Genomic DNA, 14,740 nt, shown 5'->3' on the forward strand with positions numbered 1-14,740 from the left:
TTTCGAGTAAAACAGGAAAACAGGGGAGGATGGGACCATGAATATCCATGAGTACCAAGGTAAGGCAGTCCTTAGAAGCTATGGGGTTAGCGTTCCGAACGGGAAGGTTGCATTTACAGTAGAAGAAGCTGTAGAAGCAGCTAAAGAATTAGGAACAGAAGTATGTGTAGTTAAAGCGCAAATTCACGCTGGTGGACGCGGCAAAGCTGGCGGAGTAAAAGTTGCGAAAAATTTAGAAGAAGTTCGTACATATGCAGAAAGCATTTTAGGAACTACACTTGTGACGCATCAAACAGGTCCTGAAGGTAAGGAAGTAAAACGCTTACTTATCGAAGAAGGTTGCGATATTAAAAAAGAATATTATGTAGGTCTTGTGTTAGATCGTGCAACTTCTCAAGTTGTTTTAATGGCATCTGAAGAAGGTGGAACAGAAATTGAAGAAGTAGCAGAAAAAACACCTGAAAAAATCTTTAAAGAATATATTGATCCAGCAGTAGGTTTACAAGGTTTCCAAGCACGTCGAATCGCGTTTAACATCAATATTCCAAAAGAGCTGGTAGGACAAGCTGTGAAGTTTATGATGGGCTTATATAGTGCGTTTATCGAAAAAGATTGCTCTATCGCTGAGATTAATCCACTTGTTACAACAGGTGACGGTAAAGTTATGGCTTTAGATGCGAAATTAAACTTCGATTCTAATGCGTTATATCGCCATAAAGACATTTTAGAACTTCGTGATCTTGATGAAGAAGATTCAAAAGAAATTGAAGCTTCTAAATATGACTTAAACTACATTCCTTTAGATGGAAATATCGGTTGTATGGTTAATGGTGCAGGTTTAGCAATGGCTACAATGGATATCATTAAACATTACCATGGTGACCCAGCTAACTTCTTAGATGTTGGTGGCGGCGCAACAGCTGAAAAAGTTACAGAAGCATTCAAAATTATCCTTTCTGACAAAAATGTAAAAGGTATCTTCGTTAACATTTTTGGTGGCATTATGAAGTGTGATGTTATTGCAGAAGGTGTTATTGAAGCAACGAAGCAAGTAGGTCTTGAGTTACCTTTAGTTGTACGTCTTGAAGGTACAAACGTAGAGTTAGGTAAGAAGATTTTAAATGAGTCTGGCTTAAATATTGTTGCAGCAGAATCTATGGCAGACGGTGCACAAAAAATTGTTTCACTAGTGGGCTAATAGAAAGCGGGGGAGAAAAATGAGCGTATTAGTTAATAAAGATACAAAAGTTATTGTTCAAGGTATTACAGGTTCTCAAGGATTATTCCACACAAAACAAATGATTGAATACGGTACGAAAATTGTCGGTGGTGTAACGCCAGGTAAAGGTGGCACTGATATTGAAGGTGTACCAGTATTTGATACTGTAGAAGATGCAGTGAAAGCAACAGGCGCAAATGCTTCAGTTGTATACGTTCCACCCGCTTTTGCGGCTGATGCAATTATGGAAGCAGTTGATGCAAAGATTGATTTAGTAGTATGTATTACTGAAGGAATCCCTGTATTAGATATGGTAAATGTAAAGAGATATATGGCAGGTAAACATACACGTTTACTTGGACCAAACTGTCCTGGTGTCATTACACCTGATGAATGTAAAATTGGTATTATGCCAGGATACATTCATAAAAAAGGTCATGTGGGTATCGTATCTCGCTCTGGTACATTAACGTATGAAGCTGTACATCAGTTAACACAAGAAGGTATTGGCCAATCTACTGCTGTAGGTATCGGTGGGGACCCTGTTAACGGTACAGACTTTATTGATGCGTTAAAAGCATTTAATGAAGATGAAGAAACACATGCTGTAATTATGATTGGTGAAATCGGCGGTACGGCAGAAGAAGAAGCAGCTGAGTGGGTACAAGCTAATATGACAAAACCAGTTGTCGGCTTCATTGGTGGCCAAACTGCGCCTGAAGGCAAACGTATGGGCCATGCCGGTGCAATCATTTCTGGCGGTAAAGGAACTGCTGCGGAAAAGATTAAAACAATGGAAGCTTGTGGTATTAAAGTAGCTGAAACGCCAGCTGTTATGGGTGAAACATTAATCTCTGTTTTAAAAGAAAAGGGATTATTTGAAACTTGTAAAAACTATTAATCTTTTTGAAAGACACCTTCTTGTTTGAGGGTGTCTTTTTATACTTTTCCTGTTTACATAATAAAAATTATGGGTAAGGAGAATTAAGATGAAAAGAGAACGATTATTGCACCTACATTACGTGTTGGCGGATCATTGGAAAGTGATGGAGAGGATACTATATGTTGATCCGGAATTGAATGGGATGTACACTTTTAGTGCAAAGCAATTTGAATATTACGCTGGAATATCCTCGAAAAAATCTTCAGAACTAGTAAATTTTCTTCAGAATGCAAGTCTCCAGCGATATATCTCCTATTTAGAAAAAAATCGAATATTTTATATGACTATATGGGATGAGGATTATCCAAAATTATTGCGAGAAATACAAGATCCCCCTTTTGTTTTATATGGAAAAGGGGAGAAGGATTTTCTTAGTAAAGTAAATAAATTAGCGATTGTTGGGACGAGAGATCCGTCTTTATACGGAAAGAAGAGTATGAAATTTATTTTACACCCTTTACTTGAAAAGGAATGGCTTATTGTTAGTGGGTTTGCAAGAGGGATAGATACAATCGCTCACGAAGTTACAGTAAGTAAGCATTGCCCGACTATTGCTATCTTAGGACATGGATTATCTTATATGTATCCGAAAGAGAATAGACGTTTATATGACACGTGGAAAGACTATATATTGTTATTGACAGAGTATCCTCCGCATTATGCACCGAAAAAATGGTATTTTCCAAAAAGAAATCGAATTATTAGTGGAATAAGTAAAGGGGTTTTAGTTGTAGAAGCAAAATCGAGAAGTGGATCACTTATTACTGCAGACCTCGCATTAGAGCAAAATAGGGAGGTATTTGCCCTTCCTGGACCAATATTTATAGATAGTGCATCAGGAACGAATTATCTTATTCAACAAGGTGCAAAATTAGTACGAAATGCAGAGGATATCCTGGAGGAAATTATAAATTAACCTTATATTTTTATGTTTTTATTAAACAATTATTGACAAATGGTAGATTGTCACTGTATGGTATATTCATTCTTGATTGACAAAAACAAGAGAAATCAATAAGATTGATGAAGACTTGAATCCACCTCTTAAGGAGGCACTAGCATGTCAGATTACCTCGTAATCGTGGAGTCGCCTTCTAAGGCGAAGACCATTGAGAAATATTTAGGGAAAAAATACAAAGTCGTTGCGTCCATGGGACATGTTCGCGATTTACCTAAAAGCCAAATGGGGATAGAAGTAAAGAATAACTTCACCCCGAAGTATATTACCATTCGTGGTAAAGGTCCCGTTTTAAAAGATTTAAAATCAGCGGCAAAAAAAGCAAAGAAAGTCTATCTCGCGGCCGATCCAGACCGCGAAGGGGAAGCAATTGCTTGGCATTTAGCGAATACGTTAAATGTGGACGTTGAATCAGATTGCCGAGTGGTATTTAATGAGATTACAAAAGATGCAATAAAAGAATCATTTAAACATCCTCGGGCAATTAATATGGATTTAGTAGATGCGCAACAAGCAAGGCGTATACTCGATCGTCTTGTTGGTTACAATATTAGTCCTTTATTATGGAAGAAAGTAAAAAAGGGATTAAGTGCAGGACGCGTACAATCTGTAGCAGTTCGTCTAATTATCGAACGTGAAACAGAAATTCAAAACTTTGAACCTGAAGAATTCTGGACAATTAAAACAGAATTTGTGAAAGGTAAAGACACATTTGAAGCAAGCTTTTACGGTGTAGATGGTGAAAAAGTTCAATTAACGAACGAAGAACAAGTGAACGAAATAATCGAAAAGATGAAAGATAATGCGTTTTCGGTTGAAAATGTAACGCGAAAAGAGCGAAAGCGTAATCCGGCATTACCGTTTACAACATCTTCCTTGCAACAAGAAGCTGCACGTAAATTAAATATGCGAGCAAAGAAAACAATGATGCTTGCGCAGCAATTGTATGAAGGGATAGATCTTGGAAAGCAAGGGACTGTAGGTCTTATTACGTATATGAGAACCGATTCAACAAGGATCTCAGAAACTGCTCAAACAGAGGCTCGTACTTATATTACAGAGTCGTTCGGTGCGGAATACATAGGGACAGAGAAGAAGAAAGAAACGAAAAAGTCGAATGCACAAGATGCGCATGAGGCGATTCGTCCTACTTCGGTAATGAGAAAGCCAGAGGAACTAAAAAGTTTCTTAGGTCGTGATCAACTACGTTTGTATAAACTGATTTGGGAGCGATTTGTTGCAAGTCAAATGGCATCTGCTATAATGGATACTGTTACAGCGAGACTCATTAATAACAATGTTCAGTTCCGTGCAAGTGGATCGGTTGTAAAGTTCCCAGGATTTATGAAAGTGTATGTAGAGTCGAAAGATGATGGTGCGGAAGAAAAAGATAAAATGTTGCCACCTTTAGAAGTAGGGGAAACTGTATTTTCAAAAGATATAGAACCGAAGCAACATTACACACAACCTCCGCCACGTTATACAGAGGCTCGTCTAGTAAGAACACTTGAGGAACTTGGAATTGGGAGACCATCTACATATGTACCGACACTTGAAACGATTCAAAAACGTGGATACGTTGGTTTAGATAATAAACGCTTCGTTCCGACTGAACTTGGTGGAATAGTAATCGAACTTATTTTAGAGTTTTTCCCGGAAATTATTAACATTGAATTTACTGCCAATATGGAGCAAAGCCTTGATGAAGTAGAAGAAGGAAATGCGAATTGGGTGAAAATTGTTGATGATTTCTACGTAGGATTTGAACCGCGCTTAGAGAAAGCGGAAAAAGAAATGCGTGAAGTGGAAATTAAAGATGAACCAGCTGGGGAAGACTGTGAATTATGTGAGCACCCAATGGTCTTTAAAATGGGTAAATACGGGAAGTTTATGGCATGTTCGAATTTCCCTGATTGTCGTAATACAAAGCCGATTGTGAAAGAAATCGGTGTGACTTGTCCGAAGTGTGATAAAGGACAAATTATTGAACGTCGAAGTAATAAAAAGAAACGTCTTTTCTATGGATGCGGTACGTATCCAGAGTGTGACTTTGTATCTTGGGATAAGCCGATTGGCCGTAAATGTCCGAAGTGCGAAGGTATGCTTGTAGAGAAGAAGTTGAAAAAAGGCGTGCAAGTACAATGTATTTCGTGTGATTATGAAGAAGAACAACAAATGTGAGCGTAACTGCTCACATTTTTTTCGGGAAGAAAAGGAAAGGTGAGATATATATGACAACACAAGTAGTAAACGTCATTGGCGCAGGTCTTGCAGGAAGCGAAGCAGCTTACCAAATTGCAAAACGTGGTGTCCAAGTAAGATTATATGAAATGAGACCAGTAAGGCAAACGCCAGCTCATCACACAGATAAATTTGCAGAGCTAGTATGCAGTAACTCGCTTCGCGCAAACACATTAACAAATGCTGTTGGTGTTATTAAAGAAGAGATGCGCCTAATGGACTCTGTTATTATTCGTGCAGCTGATGAGTGCTCTGTACCAGCAGGAGGAGCTTTAGCTGTAGATCGTCATGAATTTGCGGCGAAGGTAACTGAGTATGTGAAAAACCATCCAAACGTAACTGTGATGAATGAAGAAATCACTGAAATTCCAGAAGGACCTACTGTTATCGCGACAGGTCCACTTACGTCTCCTGATCTTGCTGCGCAATTAAAAGAATTAACAGGTGAAGATTATTTTTATTTCTATGATGCTGCAGCACCAATTGTTGAGAAAGACAGCATTGATATGAATAAAGTATATTTAAAATCTCGTTATGATAAAGGTGAAGCTGCATATTTAAACTGTCCAATGACAGAAGAAGAGTTTGATCGCTTTTATGAAGCGTTAATTGCTGCTGAGACAGTGCCTTTAAAAGAATTTGAAAAAGAAATTTTCTTTGAAGGTTGTATGCCAGTAGAAGTTATGGCGAGTAGAGGAAGACAGACGTTAGTATTTGGACCGATGAAACCTGTTGGATTAGAAGATCCGAAAACAGGAAAAACACCATATGCAGTTGTTCAGCTACGTCAAGATGATGCAGCAGGAACGTTATACAATATTGTAGGCTTCCAAACACATTTAAAGTGGGGGCCACAAAAAGAAGTTTTACAGCTAATTCCCGGACTAGAAAACGCAGAAATTGTACGTTATGGTGTAATGCATCGTAATACGTTTATTAATTCGCCTAACTTACTTCGTCCAACATATCAATATAAACAACGCGATGATTTATTCTTCGCCGGTCAAATGACTGGAGTAGAGGGATACGTTGAATCAGCAGCATCAGGATTATTGGCAGGTATTAACGCTGCTCGACTTGTAAAAGGTGAAGAGCCAGTTGTACTACCATCTGTAACGGCAATGGGAAGTATGGCAAATTATATTACAGCGACTAATGCGAAAAACTTCCAACCAATGAATGCAAACTTCGGTCTATTTGCACCGTTAGAGAAGAAAATTAAAAGGAAACAAGAGCGAAATGAAGCGTATGCTACACGCGCTTTAGAAACAATTCAAAATTTTGTAAATATTTAGTTAAATTTCTTGCAAAGGCTACTGAGTTGTGATACGATTTAGTAGCCTTTATTGAGGTGAGTTATGTGAATGTGAAGAAATTGTTACAATTATTCGTAGGATATTTACAAATTGAAAGAAATTATTCAAAATATACAATTGCAAGTTATCAAAATGATTTAGAACATTTTGTGCAATTTATGGAGCGAGAAGGCATATCCTCTTTTTTAGATGTTACATACGCGGATGTTCGTTTATACTTGACGACGTTGCACGATGAAAAGTTAGCCCGTAAATCTGTCGCAAGAAAAGTATCAAGCTTACGAAGTTTATATCGTTTTTTGATGCGTGAAGGTTATCAAAAAGATAATCCGTTTGCACTTGCGTCACTCCCCAAGAAAGAATTGTCCATCCCAAAGTTTTTATATGCTGAAGAGTTAGAGGAATTATTTGAAGTTTCTGATACAGAGACGCCACTAGGTCAAAGGAATCAAGCTTTGTTAGAGCTAATGTATGCAACTGGGATTCGTGTAAGTGAATGCGTTAACCTACAGCTTACTGATATTGACTTTGCGGTAGGAACAATTTTAGTGATGGGAAAAGGGAAAAAACAAAGATATATTCCGTTCGGAAGCTATGCACAAGATGCTTTAATTACTTATATCGAGAACGGGAGAAAACAGTTAATTCAAAAGACTGAAGAACATTCTCATATGGTATTTTTAAATGCGAAGGGTACGCCGTTAACAGATCGGGGTGTACGTTATGTTTTAAACGAGCTCATTAAGAAGGCTTCGCTTACAATGCGGATAAGTCCCCATATGTTAAGGCATACATTTGCTACACATATGTTGGATGAAGGAGCGGATTTACGTACTGTACAGGAGCTATTAGGTCATGAAAATTTGTCTACGACACAAATTTATACGCATGTCTCTAAAGAAAGATTGCGTTCTGTTTACATGAAGCATCACCCGCGGGCATAAATTGCTTTAAGAGCTATAAAAACATATAAAGGAGTTTTTTCTATGGGAAATTTCCACGCTACAACGATATTTGCAGTTCATCATAATGGAGAATGTGCAATGGCTGGAGATGGTCAGGTGACGATGGGAAATGCTGTTGTAATGAAGCATACAGCTCGCAAAGTTCGCAAACTTTTCCAAGGGAAAGTTTTAGCTGGTTTTGCAGGTTCAGTTGCAGATGCATTTACTCTTTTTGAAATGTTTGAAGGGAAATTAGAAGAGTACAATGGCAATTTGCAGCGTGCTGCAGTTGAGATGGCAAAACAATGGCGTGGCGACAAAATGTTACGTCAGCTAGAAGCGATGCTCATTGTCATGGATAAAACAACTATGCTTCTTGTTTCAGGTACAGGAGAAGTGATTGAACCGGATGATGGTATTTTAGCAATTGGATCTGGCGGGAATTATGCGCTTTCTGCAGGTCGTGCTTTAAAGCAATATGCAAGTGAACATTTAACAGCGAAGGAAATTGCGAAAGCGAGTTTAGACATTGCTGGCGATATTTGTGTTTATACGAACCACAATATAATTGTGGAAGAATTGTAGAATCGTAAGGGAGGCATTTTATATGCATTTACATTTTACTCCGCGTCAAATTGTGGAAAAATTAGATCAATACATTATCGGTCAAAAAGATGCGAAGAAAGCGGTTGCTGTAGCTTTAAGAAATCGATATCGTCGAAGTAAATTAGCTGAAAATCTACGTGATGAAATTGCACCTAAAAATATTTTAATGATTGGACCGACAGGTGTTGGTAAAACAGAGGTAGCACGACGAATGGCGAAACTCGTTGGAGCACCTTTTATTAAGGTTGAAGCTACGAAATTTACAGAAGTTGGATATGTAGGTAGAGATGTAGAATCAATGGTACGTGACCTTGTGGAAACGTCAGTTCGTATCGTGAAAGAAGAAATGGTAATTAAAGTGCAAGACAAAGCAGAAGAACAAGCGAACCAACGTCTTGTTGAAATTTTAGTGCCAAGTCCGGAGAAACAATCTGGATTTAAAAACCCATTAGAAATGCTATTTGGCGGTGCTCAAAATTCGAATCAAACATCTGATACACAGGAAGATGTTGAAATCGAAAAGAAACGTCAAGACGTGGAAAGAAAGCTTGCTGCAGGACTTCTTGAAGATGAAATTGTATCGATTGAAGTGACTGAGCAACAGTCTTCCATGTTCGATATGTTACAAGGAACTGGTATGGAACAAATGGGAATGAATTTCCAAGATGCATTAGGAAGTTTTATGCCGAAAAAAACAAAAAAACGTAAACTTTCTGTAAAAGAAGCAAGAAAACTCTTGACAAATGAGGAAGCACAGCGCTTAATTGATATGGATGAAGTTACACAAGAGGCTGTTTATCGTGCTGAACAGCTCGGGATTATTTTTATCGATGAAATTGACAAAATTGCTGGTAAGCAGTCGAATAGCGTAGATGTATCACGTGAAGGTGTGCAACGTGACATTCTGCCGATTGTAGAAGGGTCAAATGTCGCGACAAAATACGGATCAGTAAAAACGGATTATATTTTATTCGTTGCAGCTGGAGCGTTTCATATGTCTAAACCGTCGGATTTAATTCCGGAACTGCAAGGGAGATTTCCGATTCGAGTAGAATTAACAAAATTATCGACAGATGATTTTGTTAAAATATTAATCGAGCCTGACAATGCGTTAATTAAACAATATATGGCTTTATTAGCGACTGAAGGTATAGAAATTGAATTTTCAGACGAAGCTATTCGTAAGATTGCTGAGATTGCTTATCAAGTTAATCAGGATACAGATAATATTGGAGCAAGAAGACTTCATACGATTATGGAGAAGCTCCTTGAAGATTTATCGTTTGAAGCATCTGAAATTACGTTAGAGAAAATAACGATAACACCTCAATACGTTGAGGAGAAATTAGCAACGATTGCTAAAAATAAAGATGTGAGCCAGTTTATTTTGTAATTGTGTCATCAGGTGACTCGCCCTAGTTTCCAAGTGATGAAAAAATATGTGAGTAATATGTAGGAGGAACTTTTGAAATGGAATTATTAGCAAAAACGAGAAAATTAAATGCGTTATTACAGAGCGCAGCAGGAAAGCCTGTAAACTTTAGAGAAATGTCTGACACAATGTGTGAAGTAATCGAAGCGAACGTATTCGTAGTAAGCCGTCGTGGTAAATTACTAGGTTATGCAATTCACCAACAAATTGAGAATGAGCGTATGAAACAAATGCTTGCAGAGCGTCAATTCCCGGAAGAATACACACAAAGCTTATTCAACATTACAGAAACATCTTCTAACTTAGATGTAAACAGTGCTTACACAGCATTCCCAGTAGAAAATAGAGAATTATTCGGTCAAGGTTTAACTACAATCGTACCAATCGTTGGTGGCGGTGAGCGTCTAGGCACATTAGTGTTAGCTCGTCTTGGTCAAGAGTTCTTAGACGATGATTTAATCCTTGCTGAATACAGTTCAACTGTAGTAGGTATGGAAATCTTACGTGAAAAAGCAGAAGAAATCGAAGAGGAAGCACGTAGTAAAGCTGTTGTTCAAATGGCGATTAGCTCATTATCTTACAGTGAGTTAGAAGCAATCGAGCATATCTTCGAAGAATTAAATGGAACAGAAGGTTTACTTGTTGCAAGTAAAATTGCTGATCGTGTAGGAATTACTCGTTCTGTAATCGTAAATGCACTACGTAAATTAGAAAGTGCTGGTGTTATTGAGTCTCGCTCTTTAGGTATGAAAGGAACATACATTAAAGTGCTAAACGACAAGTTTCTACAGGAACTTGCTAAATTAAAAACAAACTAATTTATATAAAAACTCTCCTCGGTTGAGGAGAGTTTTTTGTTTTTTTAAGAGAATGATTTTGCTTACGTAAGGCGTCATGACAACGTTCATTAGAAAACTATTAATTAGCCTTCACCTCCTTGCTTAAAGGAAGTGAAGGTTGGGAATACTAGAATTCGAGCGTGAAAAAAAGAAAGTTTTACATTGTTCGCATTTTCGACTTGATTGTAATATTTCAGTATGATATAGTAAGCAGTGGTGTCAGTACAAAGTACACACGTTTACTGATTTAAGTGTTGGTGCTACGTTTGTAGTTTCGCTTAGAGATGAAGTAAACGGAGGATATCAAAAACCATTTAGGAGGAACTAAATTATGTCAGTAATTTCTATGAAGCAATTGCTTGAAGCTGGTGTTCATTTCGGACATCAAACTCGTCGTTGGAACCCAAAAATGAAGCGTTACATTTTCACAGAGCGTAACGGTATCTACATCATCGACTTACAAAAAACTGTGAAAAAAGTTGAGGAAGCTTACAGAACGATGCGTGACATCGCTGCTGAAGGTGGAGACATTTTATTCGTAGGTACTAAAAAACAAGCACAAGAAGCTATTAAAGAAGAAGCAACTCGTGCTGGTATGTACTTCGTTAACCAACGTTGGTTAGGTGGAACTTTAACAAACTTCCAAACAATCCAAAAGCGTATCAAGCGCCTTAAAGACATCGAAAGAATGCAAGAAGATGGTACTTTCGAAGTACTTCCTAAGAAAGAAGTTGTTCAACTTAAAAAAGAGTTAGAGCGTCTTGAGAAATTCTTAGGCGGTATTAAAGATATGAAAGGTCTTCCAAGTGCATTATTCGTAGTAGACCCTCGTAAAGAGCGTATTGCAGTTGCTGAAGCACGCAAATTACACATTCCAATCATCGGTATCGTTGATACAAACTGTGATCCAGACGAAATCGATCACGTTATCCCAGCAAACGATGATGCAATTCGTGCTGTAAAACTTCTTACATCTAAAATGGCAGACGCGATCCTTGAAGCAAAACAAGGTGAAGAAACTGTTACTGCGTAACAAATTTGGAAAGGTGATAAGGGGTTCGGCCTTTTATCACCTTTTTTAAGGTATAAACACCTTTTTAAAAAGGTATAAATACATATTTTAGGAGGATGAAAAATATGGCAATCACTGCACAAATGGTAAAAGAACTTCGTGAAAAAACAGGCGCAGGTATGATGGACTGCAAAAAAGCTTTAACTGAAACTAATGGCGACATGGAGAAGGCAATTGACTTCTTACGTGAAAAAGGTATTGCAAAAGCTGCTAAAAAAGCAGACCGCATCGCTGCTGAAGGTTTAACTTTCATCGAAACAAACGGTAACGAAGGTTTAATCTTAGAATTAAACTCTGAGACTGATTTCGTTGCGAAAAACGAAGGTTTCCAAGCGTTAATTAAAGAATTAGCTGCTCACTTATTAGCTAACAAACCAGCTAACATTGAAGAAGCTATGGCTCAAACAATCGAAGGCGGCAAAACAGTAGAAGAGCACATCAACGAAGCAATCGCTAAAATTGGTGAAAAACTTACACTTCGTCGTTTCGAAATCGTATCAAAAACTGATGCTGATGCATTCGGCGCTTACCTACACATGGGTGGACGTATTGGTGTATTAACAGTTCTTGAAGGTTCTACTGACGAAGCTGCTGCTAAAGATGTAGCAATGCACATCGCAGCAGTTAACCCAAAATACATCGACCGCGATGCTGTAACTGCTGAAGAAGTTGAGCATGAGCGTCAAGTATTAACACAACAAGCTTTAAACGAAGGCAAGCCTGAAAAAATCGTTGCAAAAATGGTTGAAGGCCGTCTAGGCAAATTCTTCGAAGAGATTTGCTTACTTGACCAAGCATTCGTTAAAAATCCTGATATGAAAGTTCGTCAGTTCGTTGAGTCTAAAGGCGGAACATTAAAAGGATTCGTTCGCTACGCTGTTGGTGAAGGTATCGAAAAACGCGAAGACAACTTTGCTGAAGAAGTAATGAACCAAGTAAAAGGTAGCAACTAATAAAGATTAGGGAACACATTGTGTTCCCTTTTTTAAAATAAAGATGTAAGCAATTGGAGGTTCATTATGAGTAAACCGAAATATAATCGTGTCGTATTAAAGCTAAGCGGAGAAGCGTTAGCTGGCGAACAAGGATTTGGAATTAACCCATCTGTTATAAAATCAGTTGCGGAACAAGTGAAAGAAATTGCAGAACTTGATGTAGAAGTTGCTGTTGTTGTTGGTGGCGGAAACATTTGGCGTGGAAAAATCGGAAGTGAAATGGGAATGGATCGTGCTGGAGCAGATTACATGGGTATGTTAGCAACAGTTATGAACTCATTAGCTCTTCAAGATAGCTTAGAGAACATTGGAATTCAAACTCGTGTTCAAACTTCAATCGAAATGCGTCAAGTAGCAGAGCCTTACATTCGTCGTAAAGCAATTCGTCACTTAGAGAAGAAACGTGTTGTTATCTTTGCAGCAGGTACAGGTAACCCTTACTTCTCTACAGATACGACGGCAGCATTACGTGCAGCGGAAATCGAAGCTGATGTTATCTTAATGGCGAAAAACAACGTAGATGGCGTATATAATGCAGATCCATCTCTTGACCCAACAGCTACGAAATACGAAACACTTACTTACTTAGATGTATTAAAAGAAGGTTTAGGTGTAATGGATTCAACAGCTTCTTCTTTATGTATGGACAATGATATTCCATTAATTGTATTCTCGGTTATGGAAAAAGGTAACATTAAACGTGCCGTTTTAGGCGAAAATATTGGAACAGTTGTAAGGGGGAAATAAATATGGGACAACAAGTATTGAAGTCTTCAAATGAAAAAATGGAAAAAGCAGTTGCTGCTTACTCTCGTGAATTAGCAACAGTTCGCGCAGGTCGTGCAAGCTCGTCTGTATTAGATAAGGTACAAGTTGATTACTATGGTGCACCAACACCTGTTGTGCAATTAGCGAACATTACAGTTCCAGAAGCACGTTTACTTGTAATTCAACCTTATGATAAAACTTCTATCGGTGATATTGAAAAAGCAATCTTAAAAGCAGATTTAGGCTTAAATCCTTCTAATGATGGAACTGTAATTCGTATTGCATTCCCTGCATTAACAGAAGAGCGTCGTCGTGATCTTGTAAAAGTTGTGAAAAAATATGCTGAAGAAGCAAAAGTTGCTGTTCGTAACGTACGTCGTGACGGTAATGATGATCTTAAGAAGCTTGAAAAAGCTGGCGATATTACAGAAGACGATTTAAGAGGATATACTGAAGATATCCAAAAAGAAACAGATAAATATATTGCAAAAGTTGACGAAATCGCAAAAAACAAAGAAAAAGAAATCATGGAAGTGTAATAGCGATAACTTCGCAAATATGACCCTCTTCTTAAGGGGGTCTTTTTACACTTTTAGGCATACGTCTGCTTGCTGGAGGGTATGAATGATGTTTAAAAACTTTCCTTTTTTTAAAAGTAAAAAGGACGCATCGTTTGATCATCTCGTTGAAGAAGTGAAAAAAGGATATATCCCAGAACATATTGCTATTATTATGGATGGCAATGGAAGATGGGCAAAGAGAAGAGCGATGCCTCGCATTGCTGGACATCATGAAGGCATGCAAGTTGTAAAGAAAATAACAAAATTTGCAAGTAAGCTTGGTGTGAAAGTATTAACTCTTTATGCTTTTTCGACTGAGAACTGGAAAAGACCGAAAAAGGAAGTAGATTATTTGATGAAGCTTCCAGAAGAATTTCTAGGTACATTTTTACCAGAATTGATTGAAGAAAACGTACAAGTCCGAGTAATAGGGCAAAAAGATCGTCTTCCTACGCATACGCGCAGAGCGATGGAAAAGGCCATGGAAGATACGAAAGAGAATACGGGATTAATTCTTAATTTCGCGTTAAACTATGGAAGTCGAGATGAAATCGTTTCTGCTGTGCAACATATGATGAAAGATAGTGAGGAAGGGAAAATTCGTGCTGAAGAAGTAAGTGAAGAAATGATTTCTTCGTACTTAATGACGAGTTCTTTACCTGATCCAGAGTTGTTAATCCGTACAAGCGGAGAGCTACGTATTAGTAATTTCATGTTATGGCAAATTGCTTATTCGGAATTTTGGTTTACAGATGTGTATTGGCCAGATTTTACCGAGGAACATTTGCTAAATGCGATTACAGACTTTCAGCATAGAGGGCGCAGATTCGGAGGCGTGTAGAAAGAG

General features: G+C 38.0%; 14 protein-coding genes. All 14 read left to right on the forward strand.

The window, feature by feature from the left end:
- Positions 1 to 37 precede the first annotated feature (37 nt).
- Positions 38 to 1,198 carry an ADP-forming succinate--CoA ligase subunit beta gene (sucC, locus tag Q3V31_RS08005; RefSeq protein ID WP_001020797.1) on the forward strand — a complete coding sequence of 387 codons (1,161 nt, stop codon included), beginning with the start codon at positions 38 to 40 and terminating at the stop codon, positions 1,196 to 1,198.
- Between the two features lie 19 nt (positions 1,199 to 1,217).
- A complete protein-coding gene (sucD, locus tag Q3V31_RS08010) occupies positions 1,218 to 2,120 on the forward strand; it encodes a succinate--CoA ligase subunit alpha (RefSeq protein ID WP_000115186.1) in 903 nt (300 codons plus the stop codon).
- Between the two features lie 88 nt (positions 2,121 to 2,208).
- Entirely contained in the window at positions 2,209 to 3,078 is an 870-nt protein-coding gene (gene dprA / locus Q3V31_RS08015) for a DNA-processing protein DprA (RefSeq protein WP_000818054.1), read from the forward strand.
- A 144-nt stretch (positions 3,079 to 3,222) separates the two neighbouring features.
- Positions 3,223 to 5,301 carry a type I DNA topoisomerase gene (gene topA / locus Q3V31_RS08020; RefSeq protein WP_001286970.1) on the forward strand — a complete coding sequence of 693 codons (2,079 nt, stop codon included), beginning with the start codon at positions 3,223 to 3,225 and terminating at the stop codon, positions 5,299 to 5,301.
- A 50-nt stretch (positions 5,302 to 5,351) separates the two neighbouring features.
- Positions 5,352 to 6,656: an FADH(2)-oxidizing methylenetetrahydrofolate--tRNA-(uracil(54)-C(5))-methyltransferase TrmFO gene (gene trmFO, locus Q3V31_RS08025; protein ID WP_000213005.1), complete on the forward strand. Its 1,305-nt coding sequence runs from the start codon at positions 5,352 to 5,354 to the stop codon at positions 6,654 to 6,656.
- A gap of 65 nt (positions 6,657 to 6,721) precedes the next feature.
- Positions 6,722 to 7,621 (forward strand): tyrosine recombinase XerC, encoded by a 900-nt coding sequence (gene xerC, locus Q3V31_RS08030; RefSeq protein WP_001101232.1) that lies wholly within the window; start codon positions 6,722 to 6,724, stop codon positions 7,619 to 7,621.
- A gap of 42 nt (positions 7,622 to 7,663) precedes the next feature.
- On the forward strand, positions 7,664 to 8,206 hold the full coding sequence (hslV, locus tag Q3V31_RS08035; protein WP_000526270.1) for an ATP-dependent protease proteolytic subunit HslV: 543 nt from the start codon (positions 7,664 to 7,666) through the stop codon (positions 8,204 to 8,206).
- A gap of 22 nt (positions 8,207 to 8,228) precedes the next feature.
- Positions 8,229 to 9,620: an ATP-dependent protease ATPase subunit HslU gene (hslU, locus tag Q3V31_RS08040; RefSeq protein ID WP_000550071.1), complete on the forward strand. Its 1,392-nt coding sequence runs from the start codon at positions 8,229 to 8,231 to the stop codon at positions 9,618 to 9,620.
- 77 nt (positions 9,621 to 9,697) lie between these two features.
- A complete protein-coding gene (codY, locus tag Q3V31_RS08045; RefSeq protein WP_000421290.1) occupies positions 9,698 to 10,477 on the forward strand; it encodes a GTP-sensing pleiotropic transcriptional regulator CodY in 780 nt (259 codons plus the stop codon).
- A 352-nt stretch (positions 10,478 to 10,829) separates the two neighbouring features.
- Positions 10,830 to 11,531: a 30S ribosomal protein S2 gene (gene rpsB, locus Q3V31_RS08050; protein WP_000111485.1), complete on the forward strand. Its 702-nt coding sequence runs from the start codon at positions 10,830 to 10,832 to the stop codon at positions 11,529 to 11,531.
- Between the two features lie 104 nt (positions 11,532 to 11,635).
- Complete coding sequence (tsf, locus tag Q3V31_RS08055; RefSeq protein ID WP_001018584.1) at positions 11,636 to 12,523, forward strand: translation elongation factor Ts; 888 nt, start codon at positions 11,636 to 11,638, stop codon at positions 12,521 to 12,523.
- 66 nt (positions 12,524 to 12,589) lie between these two features.
- On the forward strand, positions 12,590 to 13,312 hold the full coding sequence (gene pyrH / locus Q3V31_RS08060; protein WP_000042666.1) for a UMP kinase: 723 nt from the start codon (positions 12,590 to 12,592) through the stop codon (positions 13,310 to 13,312).
- Between the two features lie 2 nt (positions 13,313 to 13,314).
- Positions 13,315 to 13,872 carry a ribosome recycling factor gene (gene frr, locus Q3V31_RS08065; RefSeq protein ID WP_000531504.1) on the forward strand — a complete coding sequence of 186 codons (558 nt, stop codon included), beginning with the start codon at positions 13,315 to 13,317 and terminating at the stop codon, positions 13,870 to 13,872.
- An 85-nt stretch (positions 13,873 to 13,957) separates the two neighbouring features.
- Positions 13,958 to 14,734, forward strand: a complete 777-nt coding sequence (uppS, locus tag Q3V31_RS08070; RefSeq protein ID WP_000971306.1) for an undecaprenyl pyrophosphate synthase — start codon at positions 13,958 to 13,960, stop codon at positions 14,732 to 14,734.
- Positions 14,735 to 14,740 lie beyond the last annotated feature (6 nt).

This window comes from Bacillus nitratireducens (genome assembly GCF_036320425.1).
In the GTDB taxonomy this organism is placed as follows: domain Bacteria; phylum Bacillota; class Bacilli; order Bacillales; family Bacillaceae_G; genus Bacillus_A; species Bacillus_A nitratireducens.

What these genes read in the sequence shown, in the direction of transcription:
- pyrH (WP_000042666.1), top strand. Translation starts at nt 12,590, where the DNA reads ATGAGTAAACCGAAATATAATCGTGTCGTATTAAAGCTAAGCGGAGAA.
- uppS (WP_000971306.1), top strand. Translation starts at nt 13,958, where the DNA reads ATGATGTTTAAAAACTTTCCTTTTTTTAAAAGTAAAAAGGACGCATCG.
- tsf (WP_001018584.1), top strand. Translation starts at nt 11,636, where the DNA reads ATGGCAATCACTGCACAAATGGTAAAAGAACTTCGTGAAAAAACAGGC.
- hslU (WP_000550071.1), top strand. Translation starts at nt 8,229, where the DNA reads ATGCATTTACATTTTACTCCGCGTCAAATTGTGGAAAAATTAGATCAA.
- sucC (WP_001020797.1), top strand. Translation starts at nt 38, where the DNA reads ATGAATATCCATGAGTACCAAGGTAAGGCAGTCCTTAGAAGCTATGGG.
- trmFO (WP_000213005.1), top strand. Translation starts at nt 5,352, where the DNA reads ATGACAACACAAGTAGTAAACGTCATTGGCGCAGGTCTTGCAGGAAGC.
- sucD (WP_000115186.1), top strand. Translation starts at nt 1,218, where the DNA reads ATGAGCGTATTAGTTAATAAAGATACAAAAGTTATTGTTCAAGGTATT.
- codY (WP_000421290.1), top strand. Translation starts at nt 9,698, where the DNA reads ATGGAATTATTAGCAAAAACGAGAAAATTAAATGCGTTATTACAGAGC.
- topA (WP_001286970.1), top strand. Translation starts at nt 3,223, where the DNA reads ATGTCAGATTACCTCGTAATCGTGGAGTCGCCTTCTAAGGCGAAGACC.
- rpsB (WP_000111485.1), top strand. Translation starts at nt 10,830, where the DNA reads ATGTCAGTAATTTCTATGAAGCAATTGCTTGAAGCTGGTGTTCATTTC.
- dprA (WP_000818054.1), top strand. Translation starts at nt 2,209, where the DNA reads ATGAAAAGAGAACGATTATTGCACCTACATTACGTGTTGGCGGATCAT.
- frr (WP_000531504.1), top strand. Translation starts at nt 13,315, where the DNA reads ATGGGACAACAAGTATTGAAGTCTTCAAATGAAAAAATGGAAAAAGCA.
- hslV (WP_000526270.1), top strand. Translation starts at nt 7,664, where the DNA reads ATGGGAAATTTCCACGCTACAACGATATTTGCAGTTCATCATAATGGA.